Annotated in this window: 16 protein-coding genes; 10 read left to right on the top strand and 6 right to left on the bottom strand. The window is 71.9% G+C overall.

Going from position 1 to position 20,633, the window contains the following annotated elements; genetic code table 11:
* Nucleotides 1-247: 247 nt before the first annotated feature.
* Nucleotides 248-703 carry a transglycosylase SLT domain-containing protein gene (locus tag AB0D48_RS20955; protein ID WP_362398739.1) on the top strand — a complete coding sequence of 152 codons (456 nt, stop codon included), beginning with the start codon at nucleotides 248-250 and terminating at the stop codon, nucleotides 701-703.
* A 160-nt stretch (nucleotides 704-863) separates the two neighbouring features.
* On the opposite strand, the gene AB0D48_RS20950 is transcribed toward AB0D48_RS20955, so the two are convergent.
* Entirely contained in the window at nucleotides 864-2,033 is a 1,170-nt protein-coding gene (locus tag AB0D48_RS20950; RefSeq protein WP_362398736.1) for a steroid 3-ketoacyl-CoA thiolase, read from the bottom strand.
* Between the two features lie 241 nt (nucleotides 2,034-2,274).
* Here AB0D48_RS20950 and AB0D48_RS20945 point away from each other — a divergent pair, with 241 nt between their 5' ends.
* Nucleotides 2,275-3,519 carry a cytochrome P450 gene (locus tag AB0D48_RS20945; protein WP_362398733.1) on the top strand — a complete coding sequence of 415 codons (1,245 nt, stop codon included), beginning with the start codon at nucleotides 2,275-2,277 and terminating at the stop codon, nucleotides 3,517-3,519.
* An 866-nt stretch (nucleotides 3,520-4,385) separates the two neighbouring features.
* Here AB0D48_RS20945 and AB0D48_RS20940 read toward each other — a convergent pair.
* Nucleotides 4,386-6,419: a bifunctional glycosyltransferase 87/phosphatase PAP2 family protein gene (locus AB0D48_RS20940; protein ID WP_362398730.1), complete on the bottom strand. Its 2,034-nt coding sequence runs from the start codon at nucleotides 6,417-6,419 to the stop codon at nucleotides 4,386-4,388.
* Nucleotides 6,420-6,538: 119 nt separating this feature from the next.
* Here AB0D48_RS20940 and AB0D48_RS20935 point away from each other — a divergent pair, with 119 nt between their 5' ends.
* Nucleotides 6,539-6,880: an antibiotic biosynthesis monooxygenase gene (locus AB0D48_RS20935; RefSeq protein WP_362398727.1), complete on the top strand. Its 342-nt coding sequence runs from the start codon at nucleotides 6,539-6,541 to the stop codon at nucleotides 6,878-6,880.
* Between the two features lie 187 nt (nucleotides 6,881-7,067).
* On the opposite strand, the gene AB0D48_RS20930 is transcribed toward AB0D48_RS20935, so the two are convergent.
* Entirely contained in the window at nucleotides 7,068-7,463 is a 396-nt protein-coding gene (locus AB0D48_RS20930) for a nuclear transport factor 2 family protein (RefSeq protein WP_362398724.1), read from the bottom strand.
* A gap of 109 nt (nucleotides 7,464-7,572) precedes the next feature.
* Here AB0D48_RS20930 and AB0D48_RS20925 point away from each other — a divergent pair, with 109 nt between their 5' ends.
* A complete protein-coding gene (locus tag AB0D48_RS20925) occupies nucleotides 7,573-8,079 on the top strand; it encodes a GNAT family N-acetyltransferase (protein WP_362398721.1) in 507 nt (168 codons plus the stop codon).
* 101 nt (nucleotides 8,080-8,180) lie between these two features.
* Here the strand turns inward: AB0D48_RS20925 and AB0D48_RS20920 are convergent, their stop codons facing one another.
* Entirely contained in the window at nucleotides 8,181-10,253 is a 2,073-nt protein-coding gene (locus tag AB0D48_RS20920; RefSeq protein ID WP_362398718.1) for an MFS transporter, read from the bottom strand.
* A gap of 224 nt (nucleotides 10,254-10,477) precedes the next feature.
* On the opposite strand from AB0D48_RS20920, the gene AB0D48_RS20915 reads away from it, so the two are divergent.
* Nucleotides 10,478-11,347, top strand: a complete 870-nt coding sequence (locus tag AB0D48_RS20915; protein ID WP_362398715.1) for a peptidoglycan-binding domain-containing protein — start codon at nucleotides 10,478-10,480, stop codon at nucleotides 11,345-11,347.
* Nucleotides 11,348-11,488: 141 nt separating this feature from the next.
* Complete coding sequence (locus tag AB0D48_RS20910) at nucleotides 11,489-12,172, top strand: HAD-IA family hydrolase (protein WP_362398712.1); 684 nt, start codon at nucleotides 11,489-11,491, stop codon at nucleotides 12,170-12,172.
* Nucleotides 12,173-14,491: 2,319 nt separating this feature from the next.
* Here AB0D48_RS20910 and AB0D48_RS20905 read toward each other — a convergent pair.
* The gene (locus AB0D48_RS20905; RefSeq protein WP_362398708.1) at nucleotides 14,492-15,073 is read right to left on the bottom strand and encodes a TMEM165/GDT1 family protein; all 582 of its coding nucleotides are present in this window, start codon (nucleotides 15,071-15,073) and stop codon (nucleotides 14,492-14,494) included.
* 594 nt (nucleotides 15,074-15,667) lie between these two features.
* Here AB0D48_RS20905 and AB0D48_RS20900 point away from each other — a divergent pair.
* The 4 genes from AB0D48_RS20900 (at nucleotide 15,668) to AB0D48_RS20885 (ending at nucleotide 19,727) form a co-directional block, all read left to right on the top strand.
* Nucleotides 15,668-16,312 carry an HNH endonuclease family protein gene (locus AB0D48_RS20900; protein ID WP_362398946.1) on the top strand — a complete coding sequence of 215 codons (645 nt, stop codon included), beginning with the start codon at nucleotides 15,668-15,670 and terminating at the stop codon, nucleotides 16,310-16,312.
* 223 nt (nucleotides 16,313-16,535) lie between these two features.
* Nucleotides 16,536-18,197 (top strand): alkaline phosphatase D family protein, encoded by a 1,662-nt coding sequence (locus AB0D48_RS20895; RefSeq protein WP_362398705.1) that lies wholly within the window; start codon nucleotides 16,536-16,538, stop codon nucleotides 18,195-18,197.
* Nucleotides 18,198-18,328: 131 nt separating this feature from the next.
* Entirely contained in the window at nucleotides 18,329-18,961 is a 633-nt protein-coding gene (locus AB0D48_RS20890) for a VTT domain-containing protein (protein ID WP_362398702.1), read from the top strand.
* 175 nt (nucleotides 18,962-19,136) lie between these two features.
* Nucleotides 19,137-19,727 carry a hypothetical protein gene (locus tag AB0D48_RS20885; protein ID WP_362398699.1) on the top strand — a complete coding sequence of 197 codons (591 nt, stop codon included), beginning with the start codon at nucleotides 19,137-19,139 and terminating at the stop codon, nucleotides 19,725-19,727.
* Between the two features lie 32 nt (nucleotides 19,728-19,759).
* Here AB0D48_RS20885 and AB0D48_RS20880 read toward each other — a convergent pair whose 3' ends face one another.
* Nucleotides 19,760-19,984 carry a DUF2277 domain-containing protein gene (locus AB0D48_RS20880; RefSeq protein ID WP_362398696.1) on the bottom strand — a complete coding sequence of 75 codons (225 nt, stop codon included), beginning with the start codon at nucleotides 19,982-19,984 and terminating at the stop codon, nucleotides 19,760-19,762.
* Nucleotides 19,985-20,633: the final 649 nt, after the last annotated feature.

Genomic DNA, 20,633 nt, shown 5'->3' with positions numbered 1-20,633 from the left:
AGGTCACACACGAAGCGGGATAGTAGCCCTCAAGCAGGGCAAATGACCTCCCTCCATGACGCCTCCCACCTGCGCGGATGGGGGGCGCCCCCACCGGGGGCCGTTGCTCCCCGACTGCGAGGACCGCTAGTAGGAGGGCTCGTTGCCACGACCCCGGGGGGTCTGTAGAACTGGATGAGTCGCCGGGCGGCACGGGTGCTTCACCCGCCGCCGACGAACCCCTCTCCACCGCGTGAGTGGCTCACGCATGTCTTCGGCATGCCTGCGACCGCCCTCGTCCCCTACGGAAGGTCAATCCGTGTCCAACTCCGTCATCCGCCGCATCGCCGCTTCCAAGAAGACCCTCACGGGTACCGTCCTCGCCCTGGGCGTCGCCGGTTCCATGCTGGCCGCGGTTCCCGCGCAGGCCGCCCCGACGGGTGCGAAGGCGATCGCTCAGCAGATGATCAAGGACCCGGCCCAGTTCGCTGCGTTCGACAAGATCGTCTCGCACGAGAGCGGCTGGGACCACACCGCGACCAACTCTTCCTCCGGTGCGTACGGCCTGGTCCAGGCCCTGCCGGCGTCGAAGATGTCCTCCGCGGGCTCGGACTGGAAGACCAACCCGGCCACCCAGATCAAGTGGGGCCTGGACTACATGAACGAGCGCTACGGCAGCCCGGTCGGCGCCTGGAACTTCTGGCAGTCCCACCACTGGTACTAAGCCACCAGCGGTAGCACCGGCGGCAGAACCAGCAGCAGACATACGAAGGCCCCGGTGGCCGGCCTCCCCAGGTCCGGCCGCCGGGGCCTTCTGCATCCCATCCCACGGGTTCAGAGGCGCCTGCGCGCGCAGCTCACGAGCGGTTGTCGCACGAGAGCCGTCACAGGCGCTGGATGATCGTTCCGGTCGCCAGCGCGCCGCCCGCGCACATGGTGATCAGCGCGAATTCCTTGTCGCGGCGCTCCAGCTCGTGCAGCGCGGTCGTGATGAGCCGGGCGCCGGTGGCGCCCACGGGGTGGCCGAGCGCGATGCCGCCGCCGTTCACGTTGACCTTGTCCAGGTCCTGTTCGAAGACCTGGGCCCAACTGAGGACGACGGAGGCGAAGGCCTCGTTGATCTCGACGAGGTCGATGTCCTTCAGCGACATCCCCGCCTTGCCGAGCACGGCCCGTGTCGCGTCGATCGGTCCGTCCAGGTGGTAGTGGGGGTCGGCGCCGACCAGCGTCTGGGCGACGATCCGGGCGCGCGGCCTGAGCTTGAGGGCGCGGGCCATCTTGCGGGAGGCCCACATCACGGCGGCGGCACCGTCGGATATCTGCGAGGAGTTCCCCGCGGTGTGCACGGCGGTCGGCATGACCGGCTTGAGCCGGGCCAGGGCTTCCATGCTGGTATCGCGCAGGCCCTCGTCGCGGTCGACGAGCCGCCACATGCCCTGCCCGGCGGCCTGCTCCTCCTCCGTCGTCGGCACCTGCACGGCGAAGGTCTCGCGCTTGAACCGCTCCTCGGCCCAGGCTGCCGCGGCCCGCTCCTGGGAGAGCACCCCGAGCCGGTCGACGTCCTCGCGGGTCAGTCCCCGGTGGCGGGCGATGCGCTCCGCGGCCTCGAACTGGTTCGGGAGGTCGACGTTCCACTCGTCCGGGAAGGGCTTGCCCGGCCCGTGCTTGGAGCCGGAGCCCAGCGGGACGCGGCTCATGGCCTCGACTCCGCACGCGATGCCGATGTCCATGACCCCACCGGAGATCATGTTGGCGACCATGTGGTTGGCCTGCTGGGAGCTGCCGCACTGACAGTCCACGGTCGTCGCGGCGGTCTCGTACGGGAGTCCCATGGCGAGCCAGGCGTTGCGGGCGGGGTTCATCGACTGCTCGCCGGCGTGGGTGACGGTGCCGCCGACGATCTGTTCGACGCAGTCGGGCTGGATTCCGGTACGGGCGAGCAGTTCGCGGTACGTCTCGCCGAGCAGGTAGGCGGGATGGAGGTTGGCCAGCGCGCCCCCGCGCTTGCCGATGGGGGTGCGTACGGCTTCGACGATGACGGGTTCCGCGGCCATGAGCTCGTCCTCTCCTGCACTGTGCCGGCGCGGCGGGCCGTCCCGGCGCCCCGCCCGAACTAGTACGCGTTCTAGTTCTCCCCGCAGTCTTATGACCTCATGCGCCGCCACGCAAGGGTCTTGCACGCGCCCTGCACGGATTCCACACGCAACAGTTGGCGCTCCGACCCTTGTCACTTTTAGAACTCGTTACTACCTTCAAGCCAACTTCTGATGGGCCGTCAGACTTTGGAGTCGCCCGATGTCATGCCCCGCGCTGCCCGAAGGCTTCGACGCCACCGACCCCGACCTGCTCCAAAGCCGGGTCCCGCTGCCGGAGTTCGCGCGGCTGCGCCAGACCGCACCCGTGTGGTGGTGTCCGCAGCGGCGGGGCATCACCGGCTTCGACGACGAGGGCTACTGGGCCGTGACCCGGCACGCGGACGTCAAGTACGTCTCCACGCACCCGGAACTCTTCTCCTCGACCACGAACACGGCGATCATCCGCTTCAACGAGCACATCCAGCGTGACCAGATAGATGCCCAGCGGCTGATCATGCTGAACATGGATCCGCCGGAACACACGCGCGTACGCCAGATCGTGCAGCGCGGTTTCACACCGCGGGCCATCCGCGGACTGGAGAACGCCCTGCGCGACCGGGCCCGGAAGATCGTCGAAGAGGCCACGGCCGCCTCGGCCGACGGCAGCTTCGACTTCGTGACGCAGGTGGCCTGCGAGCTGCCGCTGCAGGCCATCGCCGAGCTGATCGGCGTACCGCAGAAGGACCGCGCCAAGATATTCGACTGGTCGAACAAGATGATCGCCTACGACGACCCGGAGTACGCGATCACCGAGGAGGTCGGCGCCAACGCGGCGATGGAACTCATCGGCTACGCGATGAACCTGTCCGCCGAGCGCAAGGAGTGCCCGGCCAAGGACATCGTCACCCAACTCGTCGCGGCGGAGGGCCAAGGCAACCTCGGCTCGGACGAGTTCGGCATGTTCGTCCTCCTCCTGGCGGTCGCGGGCAACGAGACCACGCGCAACGCCATCAGCCACGGCATGCACGCCTTCCTCACCCACCCCGACCAGTGGGAGCTCTACAAACGCACCCGGCCCGCCACCGCGGCGGAGGAGATCGTGCGCTGGGCCACCCCGGTGGTGTCCTTCCAGCGCACCGCCACCCAGGACACGGAGCTGGGCGGCCAGAAGATCAAGGCGGGCGACCGGGTGGGGCTGTTCTACTCCTCCGCCAACCACGACCCCGAGGTCTTCGAGAACCCGGACGCCTTCGACATCACCCGCGACCCGAACCCCCACCTGGGCTTCGGCGGCGGCGGCCCGCACTTCTGCCTCGGCAAGTCCCTGGCCATCATGGAGATCGACCTGATCTTCAACGCCCTGGCCGACGCCCTGCCCCACCTCCGCCTGACCGGCGACGACCCGCGCCGCCTGCGCGCGGCCTGGCTCAACGGCATCAAAGAACTCCGGGTCAGCCACGCCTGACCCGCGCCCCAGGACGGCAGGGGCCACCCCACCCCCACACCCCGGCCCCTGCCGTCCACCGGCCCCCACGCCCGGGCCCGTGCCGTCCGCCGGCCCCACACCCCGGGCCCGTGCCGTCCGCCGGCCCCACACCCCGGGCCCGTGCCGTCCGCCGGCCCCACACCCCAGCCTCTGCCGTCCGCCGGCCCCCACACCCCGGCCCCTGCCGTCCGCCGGCCCCCACGCCCCGGGCCCCCACGCCCGGGCCGCTGCCGTCCGCCGGCCGCCAGCCCCAGCCCCCGCGCCCAGGGTCCAGCCCCGCACCAAAGTCCCGCGCCCGACACCTCCCCCCTGCGAGCACCTCCCGCCGGCACTCCCGGCCTCCGCCAACACTCGAACCTCGCCGCGCACCTTCAAGTCCCGCCCGGCGATCTGCAGCCCCGCCGGCGTTTGAGGCGCGGGGCCCGAGGCAGCGCCCCGACCCTTCAGCCCCGCCGACACCCCAAGACCGGGGCCGAGGCAACGCCCCTACCCTTCAGCCCCGCCGGCGATTGAGGCGCCGGGCCCGAGGCAGCGCCCCGACCCTTCAGCCCCGCCGACACCCGAAGACCGGGGCCGAGGCAACGCCCCTACCCTTCAGCCCCGCCGGCGTTTGAGGCGCGGGGCCCGGGGCAGCGCCCCGGCAACGGACCCGCACCCGTTCAGGTGGCGGCCAGGCCCGAACGGGGCGATCCTGACTGACAGCGGCGATCCAGCCGAAGGGGCGCCGGGGCAACTGTGCCCCGGCGCCCCTTCGGCCCTCGCAGGCCACGGCCAGGCAGCACCGCACCCGCACCCGCTCCCCCACCGGCCCAGCCGGCCACGCCCCGCGTGCGCGACCTCTCGGGCTACCGCGACGCCCGGGCGGCCGGGATGGGAAGCGGCTGATCCCGGTCCTCGCCGTCCTCGCCCGCAGTCCGCTGCGCAGGCAGGCTCGCGCTCAGCCTGCGCGGCCCGGACAGCGCGCACACGAGCCCGAATCCGGCGGCCACGACGGCCGCACCGCCCACCGCGTCGAGCACCCAGTGATTGGCGGTGGCGACGATCGCGCACACCGTGATCAGCGGATGCAGCACCCCCAGCAGCTTCTGCCAGCCCTTCGGCGCGAGAACCACGATCACGATCCCGCACCACAGCGACCAGCCGAAGTGCAGCGAGGGCATCGCCGCGTACTGGTTGGAGATCGCGGTCATCGCCCCGTACGACGGATTGGCCAGGTCCTGCGGTCCGTGGACGGTGTCGATGAAGCCGAGGCCGGGCATCAGGCGCGGCGGTGCGAGCGGGTAGAGCCAGAACCCTATGAGCGCCAGCACCGTGGCCAGCCCGAGCGAGGCCCGCGCCCAGCGGTAGTCGCCCGGCCGGCGCCAGTACAGGACCGCCAGGATCGTCAGCGGGACCACGAAGTGGAACGAGGTGTAGTAGAAGTTGAAGAACGCCTCCAGCCAGGGCGTGTTCACGACGGCGTGGTTCACGGCGTGCTCGATGTCGATGCCCAGCATCCGCTCGATGCCGTGGATCTGGCTGCCGTTGCCCTCGGCGAGCGAACGGCTGGTGGGGGCCGCGGCCCTGATGTGCGAGTAGAGCGAGTAGCCGACCCGTATCAGCAGGAGTTCCAGCAGCAGGTTGGGGCGGGACAGCACGCGCCGCCAGAACGGCAGCAGCGGCACCCGCGCCCATCGGGCGGCCGCGGGGCGCCCGTAGGCCGTCGGGACGGGTTCGCGCCAGTACGGCGACGAGCGCGGCAGGAACGGTACCGCGCAGGCGGCGGCCAGCGCGGCGAGGAGGAGCACGTTGTCCCGTACGGGGGCCAGCGCGGCCAGGTTCGGCAGCAGCACGTCGCTCGGCAGGGTCATGGCGAGGACCACGGCCACCGGCCATACGGGCCGGTCGGCGGCTCGCCGGCCGACCTTGCCCGCGACGGCGAGCAGCACCCACAGCAGCTGGTGGCGCCAGCCGGTCGGGGACACGGCGACGGCCACGCAGCCCGTCATGGCGACGGCGAGCAGCAACTGGCCGTCGGCGGCGTAGCGGGCCGCGCGGCGCAGGCCGATCCAGGCGAGGCCGGCCGCGAGTGCGACGTACAGGAGGATCTCGGCCGGTCCGGTCAGGCCGAGGCGCAGCAGCGCGCCGTGCACGGACTGGTTGGCGAGGCTGTCGGGAGCCACGCCGAGGCCGGTGCCGGCCATGTGCTGGACCCAGTAAGTCCAGGAGTCGCGGGGCGTCGCCGCCCAGGACAGGGCGGTGGCTCCGACGAAGGTCACGGCGGCGGACCCGGCCGTCGGGCGGCGGCCAGTGAGCCACAGCAACGGGGCGAAGAGCAGCAGGGCGGGCTGGAGGGCGGCGGCGAGACCGATGAGGAAGCCGGCCGGGCGTTCGCCGGGCACGCGGAAGACGGCCAGCAGCACCAGCAGCACGGGCAGGACGGCGGTCCGGCCGGGCGGGGCGGCCTCGCGGACGGGCAGCGAGACCATCATCAGGGCGGTCAGCACGGGCGCGGCGAGCAGGGCGGTGCGGCGGGGCACGGGGTCGGGCAGGCCGCGCGCGGCGACGAGTCCGATGGCGGCGACGAACAGCAGGGTCGCGCAGATCCAGGCGACCTCCAGCGACGGCGCGGCGAGGCCGAGCAGTGGCTTGAGGACCAGCCCGGCGAACGGGGTGCCGGTGAACTGGCCGCCGTCGTAGAGCGAGCCGGGCAGGCCGCCGGGAAGGTGGAGGCCGCTCAGCCACTCACCCGGTGGAACGCGCAGCACGGCGGCGGCCTGTCTGACGGCGAGGGCGCCTGCCAGCGCCCACAGGAGGAGGCGCGCCGCTCCGAGCCTGCCGCTACCGCCTATGACCCCGGCATGTCCGTTCGCACTGCTGTGCTCCGCCGCGTTAGCCACGCCTCGCCGGCCTCCCGCCCTGTCGACCGCAACCCTGACTCTGCCTGGCTGCCACGTTTCGTGCCCCGGTCCATTACCTGAACGACGATATCCCGCGCGGGATCCCTAGGATGGCCCGCATGAGCATCGTGAAGATCAACGCGCTGACCGTTCCCGCCGAGCAGCGGGAGGTGCTGGAGCAGCGCTTCGCCTCGCGGGCGGGGGCTGTGGAGGGCTCGGACGGATTCGAGTGGTTCGAGCTGCTGCGCCCCGTGGAGGGCACCGACCAGTACCTGGTCTACACGCGGTGGCGGTCCGAGGAGGACTTCCAGGCGTGGATGGAGGGGCCGATGAAGGCCGCTCACCAGGGTGGTGCCGGTGGCGGCGCGGGCGGTGGCGGTGAGCGGCCGAAGCCGGCGGCTTCCGCGTCGTCGGTGTGGTCGTTCGAGGTCGTGCAGCAGGCGGCGCCGAAGAAGTCCTGACGCGGCGGGAGGCCCGGGGCACGCGCTCCGGGCCTCTTCTCTGCGGGGTTTGCGGGCTCCGCGGGCTCTGCCGGGCGTGTCTGTCGGCCATGTCTGTCAGCTGCACCAGTCGGCGGCATCTGTAGATGTGTCGACGTACTCGGTCAGATCCGCCTGTCGGCTCGGTCGACCGGCTCAGTCGACCGGCTCAGCTCCAGAAGGCGTCTGCCTCGTCGATGTCCGCGGTGCACGCGTCGATGTCGGTGATCTTCCCGCCGACGATGGTGAAGAAGAGCCCCTCGCGGATCTCGATGCCACGGTCGCCTCGGTCACCGCGCGCGGTGTGGAAGCTCATCACGTGTCCCCGCCCGTCCGCCAGCACCGCTTCCAGGTGCACCTGGTAGGTGCCCTTCGTCTCCTCGGCGAGCCGGCGGTAGAGGTCCATGACGTTCTCCCGGCCCTTGTGGTGCCCGGACAGCGGGTTGTTGCCGGGCATGTGGTGGATGGCGTCGGCCGTGAACAGCGTGCTCAGCGTTTCCATGTCGCCCTTGCCGAAGGCCTCGTAGCCGCGGCGGATCAGGGCACAGTCGGGATGCTCGGACATGGTGTTTCACACCCTCCAGGTACGCACGGTTTGCCCTTTTTTCCTATCATCGGCCCGTCCCTGTGGATATTCCACGCGGGAGATCCGCGACCAACTCCACAATGTCGTCATGACCACTCACAGCGAACACCGCACACACACCTGGACCGTGGCCCCCGAGCCCTACACCACCCCCGATGCCACGGTCCTGCGGCGCGCGTACTACGCCGAGGTCGCCGGCCGGTACTGGAAACGGACCGTCACCGAGGCCGAGATCGATCAGGGGCTCCTGGACTTCCCCGATGACGGCCTGGTCCCGCCGACGGGCCAGTTCGTGGTCGGCAGACGGGGCGGCGAGGCCCTGGCCTGCGGCGGGATACGCCTGCTCGACCCCGTCACCGCCGAGCTCACCAGGGTGTACGTCGACCAGCGCGCCCGCGGTACCGGCGGCGGGGCGGCTCTGCTCGAAGTCCTGGAGGCGCAGGCCCGTGCGCTGGGCGCCGAGCGGATCCGGCTGGACACCCGGTCGGATCTGGTGGAGGCCCGGGCGTTGTACGCGCGGCACGGCTACGCGGAGATACCCGCCTACAACTCGGGCCCGTATGCGGAGCACTGGTTCGAGAAGCGCCTGGTCTGACGCGGCCTGATCCGGTCCGACCAGCCTCTTCCATCCGGCCCCGTCCGATCCGGCCCGACCCCGGCCCGGCCCCGGCCAGGCACTCAGTCCGGAGCGGCGGCCTAACGTGCGGCGTGGTCCCGCCGCGGGGCGGCGCCGTAGGGCTCCTCGGCGTCGGATCCGCAGAGCTCGGCGTTGATCTCGTGGACCAGCTTGACCAGGTCGGTCGGCCGGTCCGGACCCCACCAGTCGCCGAGCAGGTCGGCGAGGGACTCCTGCCGGGCGGCGGCGAGCTTGGCGGCCGCCTCGCGCCCCTTGTCGGTCAGGACCAGCGCCAGCCCGTCCCGTACGGCGAGCCCGCGCTCCTCGGTCTGGCGGGCGGCGTCCGTGATGGCCTTCAGCGGCACGACGGTGCGCTCGGCGAGCATCGCCGGCTCAGCGGAGCCGTACTTGTTGATCCGCAGCAGCATCCAGCTCGCGGCGGGCAGCAGGTCGTAGCCCGCCTTCTCGGTGATCTTCTCGTAGACGTGCCGGCGGCCCTCCCTGGTGCCGAGGACCGACAGCGCGCGGGCGACCTCGTCGCGGGACGAGCGCTCGACGGGGTTGGAGGCGAGGGTCTCGGTCACATCGGGCGCGGTGACCGAGGCGCGGAGCTTGTCCTCCTTGAGGAAGCAGGCGACCACGAAGGCGATGAGGACGATCGGCACGGCGTAGAGGAAGACGTCCGTGATGGAGGTGGCGTAGGCGTCGAGCACCCGGGGGCGCAGCTCGGCGGGGAGTGCGCCGATGGCCCGCGGGTCGGCCTCCAGCTCGGCGGCGCTCGCGCCGGGCGGCAGGGTGACGCCCTTGAGGGCGGCGCCGAGTTTGTCGTCGAGCTGGTTGGTGAAGACGGTGCCGAAGATCGCGACGCCGAAGGAGGCGCCGATGGAGCGGAAGAAGGTGGCACCGGAGGTGGCGACGCCGAGGTCGGCATAGCTGACGGCGTTCTGCACCACCAGTACGAGCACCTGCATGACGAGGCCGAGTCCCGCGCCGAAGACGAAGAAGTAGGCGCTCATCTCCCAGGTGGAGCTGGTGCGGTGCAACTGGTGCAGGAGGAGCAGACCCAGGGCGGTGACGGCGGTGCCGGCGAGGGGGAAGACCTTCCACCGGCCGGTGCGGCTGACGATCTGGCCGGAGGCCGTGGAGGCGATCAGCATGCCGAGGACCATCGGCAGCATGTGTACGCCAGACATGGTCGGGGAGACGCCCTGGACGACCTGGAGGAAGGTCGGCAGGTAAACCATCGCGCCGAACATCGCGAAGCCGACGACGAAGCTGATCACCGAGCAGAGGGTGAAGGTGCGGATGCGGAACAGTTTCAGCGGCAGGACGGGTTCGGCGGCCTTGCGCTCCACGAGGACGAATGCGACGAGGAGCACCAGGCCGAGGACGGCGAGGCCGATGATCTGGGCCGAGCCCCAGGCCCAGGTGGTGCCACCGAGTGAGGCCACCAGCACGAGGCAGGTGGCGACGGAGGCGATGAGGAGGGTGCCGAGGTAGTCGATCGTGTGCTTCGAGGAGCGCACCGGGATGTGCAGCGCGGCGGCGATGACGGCGAGTGCGACGAGACCGATCGGGAGGTTGATGTAGAAGACCCAGCGCCAGGACAGGTGGTCCACGAACAGGCCGCCCAGCAGCGGGCCGAGCACGCTGGTCGCGCCGAAGACGCCGCCGAAGAGGCCCTGGTACTTGCCGCGTTCGCGGGGCGGGACGATGTCGCCGACGATCGCCATGGACAGCACGATGAGTCCGCCGCCGCCGAGGCCCTGCAGGGCGCGGAAGCCGATGAGTTGGGGCATGTCCTGGGCGAGGCCGCAGAGGGCGGAGCCGATGAGGAAGAGGACGATGGCGTACTGGTAGAGCTTCTTACGCCCGTACTGGTCGCCGAGCTTCCCCCACAGGGGGGTGGCGGCGGTGGAGGCGAGCATGTAGGCGGTGACGACCCAGGACAGATGAGCCATGCCGCCGAGGTCGCTGACGATGGTCGGCAGGGCGGTCGACACGATGGTCTGGTCGAGTGCGGCGATCAGCAGGCCCAGGAGCAGGGCGCCGATGGAGACGAGCACCTCGCGGGAGGCGTGTTCGCCAGCGGGCCCGGAGCTCCGCGGGCCGGGCCCCGGAGCCGCTTCGTCCTTGGTCACATCCTGAGCCATCGATACCTCCTCAGGCCGGATCAACATCTCCATCCTGCGTGGTGTGTCCGGTTATGGCCTCTCGGAGGGGGTGGGAAGCCGCCCGGCGGGTCTGCATAATCGCTGGCAGTGCCCAGGGAGGGATTCCAGTGAACGGTGAGCACTGTCCAGATTGCGGTGCCCGGGGCGCCGCCTGCCGGTGTGCGCCGGGTGCGGGTTTCAACCCCTTGCGCATCCGCCCGTACGTGACGTTGCCCGACCCGGGCGAGCCTGACGACGACGCGCCCGCGCCGCCGGTGGCGCGCGTGGTGGTTCCGCCGCCGCGGGACGACACCCCGGCGTACGGGATACCCGTGGCCCCGGGGCAGCCCTGGCCGGACGGCCCGGCGCCCGCGCCGCTCGCGGCCGAAACGGCACGGCTCCACCCTCTCCCGGAGCCCGGCTCCAGCCCCGGCGGCGCAGAGGGCGGAGGAGCGAGCGTCCGAGAGGGTGAACGAGAGGGCGGGGGCGGGGGTGGGGGCGGGGGCGGGGGCCCGGAGAAGCGGACCGGCCCGGGCTTCCGGCGGCTGCTGCCGCTCCTGATCGCCGCCATCGCGGTGGTCGCCCTCGGTGGTACCGCCGTGGCGCTGTGGGCGCTGCCGAGCTCCGCCGGGAGCGACACGGCCCTGCTGGACGCACAGGCGTCGGCGCCCGTGACGAGCCCGGTCCCGGCCGAGCCGTCCCGGACGCCCGCCCCCGGGACGACCGGCCCGTCCCCGTCGGTCTCGCCCTCACCGTCGCCGAGCGCCTCGAAGTCGACGTCGCCGTCCCCCTCACCGAGCGCGTCCCGTTCGTCGACGCCCCCTTCCCCGAGCCCGTCTCCGACCCCGCCCCGCGCCCCCAGCCCCACGCCGCCGCCTCCGCAGGCACCGACCCTCCGGTACGGGGACTCGGGCTCGGAGGTGGAGAAGCTGCAGCGGCTGCTGGCGGCAAGAGGCCTGTTCACGTACAAGATCAACGGGAAGTTCGACTGGCGAGTGGAAAACGCCGTGTCGACGTTCCAGTACGACAACAACATCGACGAGGACGAGTGGGGCGTCTACGGCCCTGCGACCCGGAAGGCACTGGAGGGTTAGGGACACGGCTCACACGACGCCAGGTTGGCGCGGACCGCTCCTCTTTTGTATCGTGGAGGAACAAAGTGGTTCCGCCTTCACTCCCTGACCGGTGGGCGGAACCACTTGTTCTCTTCTCCCGCCCCGTCTGGAGCACCGCCGATGTCGGCCAGCACCACCACCGCGCCCGTCGTCCTCACCGCCAAGGCCCTGCTCCTGGACATGGACGGCACCATCGTCAATTCCGACGCGGTGGTCGAGCGCTGCTGGCGCGACTGGGCGGTGTCCCACGGGCTGGACCCGCACGAGGCCCTCAAGGTGGTCCACGGCCGCCAGGGGTACGCCACCATGGCCGTCCTGCTGCCGGACCGTCCGATGGAGGTCAACCACGCGGAGAACGCCGTGATGCTGGCCCGCGAGACCGCCGACACCGACGGCGTGGTCCCGGTCGCGGGCGCCCCGGAGTTCATGGCCGCGATCGACGGCCTGCCGCACGCCCTGGTCACATCCGCCGACGCCGCCCTGGCCACGGCCCGGATGTCCGCCGCCGGCCTGCCGATGCCCGGCATACGCGTCACGGCCGAGTCCGTCCAGGCCAGCAAGCCCGACCCCGAGGGCTTCCTCAAGGGCGCCGCCGCACTGGGCGTGGACCCGGCCGACTGCATCGTGTTCGAGGACTCGGCCGCAGGCATCGCCGCCGGCCGGGCGGCGGGCATGCGCGTGATCGGCGTAGGCCCCCGCGCGGCAGCCCACACCCCCACGACCCACGTCCCGGACCTGACCCCACTCCACATCACGACCACCCCCGACGGCTCGATCCAGCTCACCGTCACATCGGGGAGGTAGGGGCGGGGACGCCGGGGCTCCGGGCGGGTCCGGAGGCGCCGGGAGCTGCGGGAGCGCCGGACGGCACCGGGGCTGCGGGAGGTGCGGGAGCTGCGGAGGCGCCGGGCAGCTCAGGGAGCAGGGCCACCGGACGGACGGAATCCCGTCGCGCGGCGAGGCTACGGGCAGCAGGACCCCAGCGAGGCGGCGGCAGGGAAGTGGGGCGGGGCTTCGGTGGTGCGGGAGCCACTCACTCCGGATCAGGGTGGGGCTGGGGGTTTCCCGTCCGTCCCATCGTCTTCCGGGTCGGGCCGGTCCCTCAAGGGCGCTCCTTCGTCGCGTCGCTTCGCGATGGCCTTCGGCCACCCTTGACCGACCGGCCCGACCCGGAACATTCGAGGACAGACGGGAAGCCCCCAAAAGAACGGTCACCAGTGTTCAGAGTCAGGGGCGGGCACATCAGGGATGCGGGTGCCCGGTTCCCCGGGCGCCGGCCAAATCCCATCACCGCCCCCGGTCAGCGGTGGGGGCGCGGGCACCAGCCCCACCCACCCCAGACAGCGACCAGCAGCCGATCGGGAGCGGGGGCGCGGCAAATCGCTACGCGCTCCTCACGTCTCGGCGTCCGGCGCCCGTCTGGGGCTGGGAACAGGCCGCCACCAATCGCTACACAGCTGAGGTGACCCGGCGGCGACCACCCCGGCATGTGGCTGGTCATAAGCCGCCCGACCCCTCACCTGAGCACTCCCGTCAGGCGCCTGTAGGTAGTTGGGGGCGCGGACGACGTCTGCCGGCACCACAAAAGAGCAGAAGAGGCCGGTGGTGGGCGCCGGGCGGGTGCCGGGCGGGCGCGCTGGCGGGGGGCGCCTTGCGGGCACGCTGGCGGGCGCCGTGCGGGTAGTGCGGGGGCACAAAAGGACGGCTGGGGGAGTGTGGTGCCGGATTTCTCGGTCTCCCGCTCCGGGAAGTGATCCACTCACTCTCAACTCGCATCCAAATGGGGGCAAAGTGCCCGCTGTCGCGTCCCTGGGACGTCTGCAGTGATCGTGGGCGGCTTTGGTCCAGCCCCAGACGGGCGCCGGACGCCTGGCCGGGAGAAGCGCGTAGCGATCTGACGCGTCTGCCCGCAGCCGCGTCCGGGGGGACGTCTGCAGTGATCGTGGGCGGATTTTGTCCAGCCCCAGACGGGCGCCGGACGCTTGGCCGTGAGAAGCGCATAGCGATCTGACGCGTCTGCCCGCAGCCGCGTCCGGGGGGACGTCTGCAGTGATCGTGGGCGGATTTTGTCCAGCCCCAGGCGGGCGCCGGACGCTTGGTGGCGAGAAGCGCGTAGCGATCTGATGCGTCTGCCCGCTGCCGCGTGCCGGGAGACGTCTGCTGTGATCGTGGGCGGCTTATGTCCAGCCCCAGACGGCTGCCGGACGCTTGGTGGCGAGAAGCGCGTAGCGATCTGACGCGTCTGCCCGCCTGGCTGATCCCGAGGGCTCTCTGGTCGCTGCCGGGTGCGGGCTGGGCCCGCCCGACCCGGAATCTCTTCCATGCGGGGCCGTGTGGGTGTCTGCCCGTGCCCGCGCCCCCACCGCTGACCGGGGGCGGTGAGGTGGCTCGGCTGGCCCTGCGGGGAACCGTGCCCCCGCATCCCTGATGTGGCCGCCCCTGACTCTGAACACCGGTGACCGTTCTTTTGGGGGCTTCCCGTCTGTCCTCGAATGTTCCGGGTCGGGTCGGTCGGTCAAGGGTGGCCGAAGGCCATCGCGAAGCGACGCGACGAAGGAGCGCCCTTGAGGGACCGGCCCGACCCGGAAGACGATGGGACGGACGGGAAACCCCCAGCCCCACCCTGATCCGGAGTAAGCGGCTCCCGCCCCTCCGAAGCCCCGCCCCACTTCCCTCCCGCCGCCTCGCTGGGGTCCTGCTGCCCGTAGCCCCCGCCCCACTTCCCTGCCACCGCCTCGCCGGGGACTTGCCCTCCGAAGTTCCGCCCCACTCCCCCGACGCCGAGCAAGTGGCCCCCACCCCCCGAAGCCCCCGCCCCACTTCCCTGCCACCGCCCAGCCGACGTCCCGGCACCCGAAGCCCCGCCCCGCCCGCCCCCACCGTCGATCCGCTCGCGCAGGAAGTCCGCGTGGCCATCGTGGCGGGGTGTATTCCTCGATCAGACGAGCACCATCCGAAGCCCGTCGACCCACCGCACCCGCCGCCACCACCAACGTCCCCACCCCCACCATCACCAACACCCCCACCCCAAGACCGCCCCGCCGACCCAGGCCCCCCGCCAAGCCCCCCACGAGTTCCAGCCTCGGCCTCAAGTCCCGCAGGCACCCGACAGTCGGGGCCCGCTCACCCCGCGATCGCCTCGTACAGCGAGAACGCGGCCAGCGCCGCCATCACTGCCGCCGCGACCTTGGTGATCAGGCGCAGCGGCACGTACTTCATCAGGGTGCGCCCACCCAGGATGCCGATGCCCGCGACCGCCCACAGGGCGAGGACCGCGCCGACGCCGACCGAGACCGCGTTGTCGTACCGCGCGGCGAGGTTGGCGGTCATGATCTGGGTCAGGTCACCGAACTCCGCCACGAGGATCAGCATGAATCCGGCGCCGGAGACCTTCCAGAAGGACTGGTCGGCGGGCGGCTTGACCGCCTCCTCGCCGTCGTCCTTCTTCAGGAGCAGCATGGCCGCGCCCGCGAGGAAGAGGACGCCGACGACGGCCTGGACGAGCCGGTGCGGGAGCAGCGTGAGCACACTTCCCGCCGCGATGGCGAGGGCCACATGCACGGCGAAGGCGGCGGCTACGCCGGCGAAGACATAGGAGGCGCGGTAGCGGGTGCCGAGCATCAGGCCGGCGAGGGCCGTCTTGTCGGGGAGTTCGGCGAGGAAGACGACGCCGAAGGCGATCGCCGTGACGCTGAAGCTGAACACTGCGGTGAAACCTCAATCGGTCGGGCAGGACGCCATCGGGACCGAGAGACCTGGGGTGTGTCAGGGGTCGCTTCGGCTCGGCGGCGCCCTGGGCTTGCGCGTGCGCGTACGTGAATACGAACGAACGCGCCTATGCATGGACAGGACACTGCGGCCGAAGGTCTCGCTGGCCGAACCGCTGTGCGCGGCCTGCCTCCGGGCGCCGGCTGGGGTGACCCAGCAGTATGTCGACGGTCCGGCGAAGAGCTACTCCCCTTCTGCTCCATCAGGGTACGCGACGCTCGCGGGTGTCCGGAATAGGCCCTTGGTCCCGCACTTGCCGGGCTCCCCTGCTCGCCGCCAATCCCCACTACCCCGCACCGACACCGCCATCCCCCCGCCCCCACCCCCACCCAACGCCCCCCACCCCCCGCCACGGAATCTCAACTTCCGTTTGAGTGGGCCTTGTTGCGCCACTTGATGTGACGTGCCCATGTCGCCACGCTGTCACCTGGCGCCCACCCCCGCGAAACCTGGCGCCGCAACCATGGCCGCGCCCCTCCGGGGCCGCACGGCCCACGTCCCCCCGCATCCAGGGAGCCCCTCATGGCACTCATACCCACCGTCTACGCGCGTCGAATTGGCGTGTTCGCGTCAGCGGTCGCCCTCGCTTCCCTCACCTCCCTCGTCAACGCCCCGACCGCCCAGGCCGCCCCGCCCACCCCCATCAGCGCCGCGGCAGCCCGCTCGTACCTGGCGACCGTGACGCCGCGGGCCGAAGGGTCCACCTCCGGCTACAGCCGCGACCTCTTCCCGCACTGGAGCACCATCTCCGGCGCGTGCAACACCCGCGAGACCGTCCTCAAGCGGGACGGCGTCAGCGTCGTCCAGGACTCCGCGTGCGCCGCCGTGAGCGGAAGCTGGTACTCCGAGTACGACGGCGCCACCTGGACCGCCGCCTCCGACCTCGACATCGACCACGTGGTCCCGCTCGCCGAGGCCTGGCGCTCCGGCGCCAACTCCTGGACCACGTCCAAGCGCCAGCAGTTCGCCAACGACCTCACCCGCCCGCAGCTCATCGCGGTCACCGACAACGTCAACCAGGCCAAGGGCGACCTCGACCCCGGCAAGTGGATGCCGCCGCGGACCGCCTACCGCTGTACGTACGCGCGCATGTGGGTCCACGTGAAGCAGTACTGGGGCCTGAGCATGGACTCCGGCGAGAAGACGGCACTGGTCAACAGCCTCAACGGCTGCTGAGGCCGGCACCGACGCGCTCCTGGCGCCGCCGGCTCGCTCCTGGCGGCCGCCAACTCGCTCCTGGCGCCCGCCAACTCGTTCCTGGCGCCCGCCGACACTCTGCTGACGGCCGCCGATACTCCGCTGACGGCCGCCGGCCGATGATCTCCCCCGCCAGGGGGAGGCGGCGCTCCCCCTCGCCGTCGTACCGTGATCGAAGGCGCTACGGAGGAGGGGGAGTTCCATGGCCGGACTGCGTCTGGGGCCGCTGCTGCGCTACGTCGACTGGGACACGGGCGGGTCCGCCACCATATGGGTCGAGGCGGACCGCCCGTGCGAGGCGGAGGTGCGGTGCGCCGACGGGGCGGGCGGCAGTGTTCGCAGCTTCCAGATCGCCGGGCACCACTACGCGCTGGTGCCGGTGACGGGCCTGACTCCGGGGAGGGCGACGGAGTACGAGGTGCTGCTCGACGGCGTGCGGGTGTGGCCGCTGCCCGGCAGCGGCTTCCCCCCGAGCACGATCGCCGCCCCGGCCGTGGCGGGCTCCGGCCGTCCGGCGGCCGACGGGCTGCGCGTCACCTTCGGTTCCTGCCGGCAGGCCGCGCCGCCCGCCGGACGGCACGGCCCGCACGGCCCGGACGCGCTCGACACCCTCGCGGCGCGGCTGGCCGCCGATCCGGAGGCGGTGCGGCCGGACGTCCTGCTGCTGCTCGGCGACCAGGTGTATGCCGACGCGCTGTCCCGGGAGACCCGGCAGTGGCTCGCGGCCCGGCGGGACCTGCGGGAAGCGCCCGGCGCCCAGGTGGCGGACTACGAGGAGTACACCCGGCTCTACTACGAGTCCTGGCTCGATCCGGAGATCCGCTGGCTGCTGTCGACCGTTCCGAGCCTGCACATATTCGACGACCACGACGTCATCGACGACTGGAACACGAGCGCGGCCTGGCTGGCGGAAATGCGGTCGACGCCGTGGTGGCAGGAGCGGGTGCTCAGCGGGCTGATGTCGTACTGGGTGTACCAGCACCTGGGTAATCTCTCGCCCGCGGAACTGGCGGCCGACGGGCTGTACGGGGCGATACGGCAAACCCCTGACGGCACGGATCTGCTGCGCTCCTTCGCGTCCGCGGCGGATACCGACCCGGCTTCGGTGCGCTGGAGCTACCGGCGCGACTTCGGCCGGACCCGGCTGCTGATGGTGGACACCCGGGGCGCACGGGTGCTGGCCGAGGACGGGCGGGCGATGCTGGACCCGGCGGAGCAGGGCTGGCTCCGGGAGAACGCGCTCGCGGGACACGGGGGTTACGACCATCTGCTGATCGGGTCCTCCCTGCCGTGGCTGTTGCCGCCGCTCATCCACGACGCGGAGACGTGGAACGCCGCGCTGTGCCGCGGGGAGCGGGGGCCGGGGTGGGCGCGAATAGGCGAGGATCTGCGCCGGCGCAGCGATTTGGAGCACTGGGCGGCTTTTCCGGCCTCGTTCGCGGCGCTGACCGATCTGATCGAGGAGGTCGGGACGGGGCCGCGGGCGCCGTCGACGGTGTGCGTGCTGTCGGGGGACGTGCACCACGCGTATGTGGCGGAGCCGCACATACCCAGCACGGCACGGGTGTTCCAGCTGACGTGCTCACCGGTGCACAACTCCATCCATACGGCGGTGAAGCTGGGCTTCCGGCTGGGCTGGTCGCGTATGGGGCGATGGCTGGGTCGGGGCTTCTCGCGGCACGGGCGTACGGGGCGGCCGCCGTTGAGCTGGCGGCGTACGGGCGGGCCGTGGTTCGGGAACCAGCTGATGACGCTGGCCCTGGCGGGGCGAACGGCTCGGCTGCGGCTGGATCAGGCCCGCAAGGGCCGTGCGGGTGCCCGGCTGGTGACTGTGTTCGACCGGGAACTCACGGGGGCGGAGTAGGGGCCGCCCCGGGCATCCGGAGTGCGAACGGCGGGCGTACGCTGTATGGCTGTCAAGCCGCTCCTGCCGCTCCCCCGCGACGTCGCGGCGCTTCATGCCGCTGCACGTCAACCGGACTGGGGAGTCCCGCCTTGTTTGAGACTCTGGGGTCGCTGACCGCGAGCCCATGGATCTACGCCGTGGTGGCGGTGTCCGTCGTGCTCGACGTTTTCCTTCCGGTACTGCCGAGCGGGGTTCTCGTGATCACCGCTGCGGCGGCCGCGGCGGCCGCGGGAGCGGCGGGGCCGGTGGCCGTGCCCGAGCAGGTGCCGGACATCCTGGCTCTGCTCGTGATCGCCACGACCGCCTCGGTGCTGGGGGACATGGCTGCGTTCCGGCTGGCCCGGCGCGGTGGTGCCCGGCTGGACCGGGCCATCGCCCGCTCCCGTCGGCTGACCCGGGCCCATGAGCGGCTCGGTACGGCTCTGGCCCGCGGCGGCGGCACCCTGGTGGTCATCGCCCGCTTCGCTCCGGCCGGCCGCTCGGTGGTGTCGCTGGGCGCGGGCAAGACGCACCGCAAGGTGACGGAGTTCCTTCCCTGGTCGGTTCTGGCGGGCATGGCCTGGGCGGGGTACAGCGTGGCGCTGGGCTATTTCGGCACTCAGTGGCTCGGTACCCAGTGGCTGGGGACGGCCGTTTCCGTCGTCGCCCTGTTCGCGGCGGGCGCGCTGGCGGCCTTCCTCGTCGGCCGTCCGGCCTCGTCCGCGGCGGCGCAGGTCGCGTAAGCACGGCCCTGTGGGGACGTACTCCCTCTGATGGAGCAGTGACTCACCCGTTCACCCGGCCCCGATCGCCGCGCGCGGGCCGGGCTCCTAGCGTCCACAGCACGGTGCGCAACCGAATCCGCGTCACACCCGTGCCCTGGCCGCGCCGTTTCGAGGAGCCCGAGGAGTTCTCTCCATGCCCGCCAAGCCGCCTGTCACGCCGCCCGTCGCCCTCCCCGACTCACCTCTCGCCCAGCCGCCCGCCCGGCCGCCCGGCCGCCGGCCGGCCCCGCGGTGGGCCCAGCGGTCCGCCGCACCGCACCGCCTGCTGGCCGTCGCGGCCGCCTCACTCGCCATTGCCGCCGCCACTCCCGCCGCACTGGCCTACGCCGCCCCCACCGCCACCGTCTCCCCCAGCACGGTCGCCCCGGGCGGCCGTGTCTCCCTCAACGTCGCGGGCTGCGGAACCAGGACCGGCCGGGCCTCTTCCAGTGCCTTCGGGGAGGTGAGCCTGACCCCCGGCAATGCGGGGGCCACCAACCTCTTCGGCAACGCCACCGTCTACCGCAACGCCGTCCAGGGGACGCACCGCGTCACCTTCGAGTGCGGCGGCCCGGGTGGTGAGCGCGTCACGGTCGCGCTGAACGTCGCCCCGGGCGGCGCGCGCGGCGGTACGGGCGGCAGCATCGCCTCCGTGAGCACGGGTCAGATCGCCGTGGGCGGCGTCCTCGTCGCGGGCGCGCTCGGCGCCGGGGTATGGGTGCTGCGACGCCGCGCGTCCGCCTGACCTCCCGACCCGCGGGAGGCCGTAGGCCCGGGTCAGGCGGTGGCGGCCTGACCGCGGACCTGCAGCCCGTCGAGGAGCAGCCGGGTGGCCTCGGCGACGGCGTCCACGGACGCCTCGAACACCTCGCGGTTGTGCGCGGCGGGCGCCCTGAAGCCGGACACCTTGCGCACGTACTGCAGCGCGGCGGCGCGGATCTCCTCCTCGGTGGCCTTCTCGGGGATCGACGGCGGGCGCAGGGTCTTGATCGAGCGGCACATACTCCTACTATCCCGCTGTCGAGGCAGCTCGGCCCGGACAATTTCATGATCAATCCGGCCTGGAGCCGGCTCCCGAGCCCCGGGCCCGCGACGTCGTCCAGCAGCCCGATGGCCTGCTGGACCGTCTCGGCGGCCCGCCGGTCGTCGCGCAGCGGGACGGCCTGCCCGCCCAAGCCCTGGTAACCCCAGCGCTGCGACTTCCGTCCTCGCGCAGTGGATCTCGACGTCCGCAGGCTCGGCCGGCGACGTCTGAGCCCGGCCGCCGACCAGGACGGTCGTGCCCTCTGCGTCAACGGCGGGCGCCGGTGTGCCCCATCGACACCGAGATCGAGCCGCATGGTCTGCCGCATGGCTTTCAGCGGGGGCCACAGGTCCTTCAGCAGTCGCCTGGCCCGCTCCATGCTGTCGTCCGGCTGAGGGACGCCGGAATCGAGGCGCGGCAACAAGGCATAGAGGATGCTGATCTCCTCGTTCACGATGCGGGCCTTCTCGAGCACGCTGTCCGAGACCAGCATTTGCGCTTCGTCGTACTGGACCCGGTGCGCGTTCATAAGCAGCGTCTGCTCTCTGCCGGATCTCATCCGTCAAGGCGTCTGTGGTCATCGCCTGGAGGTAGTCGGCCAGCGCATAACGGCAGTTACGGCTCGGC

This window comes from Streptomyces sp. NPDC048269 (assembly GCF_040652395.1).
In the GTDB taxonomy this organism is placed as follows: Bacteria; Actinomycetota; Actinomycetes; order Streptomycetales; family Streptomycetaceae; genus Streptomyces.
Note: the sequence above shows the minus strand (reverse complement) of the source record. Positions and strands in the feature narration are given on the sequence as shown.

Coding starts and splice junctions, on each gene's coding strand:
- AB0D48_RS20955 (WP_362398739.1), top strand. CDS start 248: ATGTCTTCGGCATGCCTGCGACCGCCCTCGTCCCCTACGGAAGGTCAA.
- AB0D48_RS20950 (WP_362398736.1), bottom strand. CDS start 2,033: ATGGCCGCGGAACCCGTCATCGTCGAAGCCGTACGCACCCCCATCGGC.
- AB0D48_RS20945 (WP_362398733.1), top strand. CDS start 2,275: ATGTCATGCCCCGCGCTGCCCGAAGGCTTCGACGCCACCGACCCCGAC.
- AB0D48_RS20935 (WP_362398727.1), top strand. CDS start 6,539: ATGAGCATCGTGAAGATCAACGCGCTGACCGTTCCCGCCGAGCAGCGG.
- AB0D48_RS20930 (WP_362398724.1), bottom strand. CDS start 7,463: ATGTCCGAGCATCCCGACTGTGCCCTGATCCGCCGCGGCTACGAGGCC.
- AB0D48_RS20925 (WP_362398721.1), top strand. CDS start 7,573: ATGACCACTCACAGCGAACACCGCACACACACCTGGACCGTGGCCCCC.
- AB0D48_RS20920 (WP_362398718.1), bottom strand. CDS start 10,253: ATGGCTCAGGATGTGACCAAGGACGAAGCGGCTCCGGGGCCCGGCCCG.
- AB0D48_RS20910 (WP_362398712.1), top strand. CDS start 11,489: ATGTCGGCCAGCACCACCACCGCGCCCGTCGTCCTCACCGCCAAGGCC.
- AB0D48_RS20895 (WP_362398705.1), top strand. CDS start 16,536: ATGGCCGGACTGCGTCTGGGGCCGCTGCTGCGCTACGTCGACTGGGAC.
- AB0D48_RS20885 (WP_362398699.1), top strand. CDS start 19,137: ATGCCCGCCAAGCCGCCTGTCACGCCGCCCGTCGCCCTCCCCGACTCA.
- AB0D48_RS20880 (WP_362398696.1), bottom strand. CDS start 19,984: ATGTGCCGCTCGATCAAGACCCTGCGCCCGCCGTCGATCCCCGAGAAG.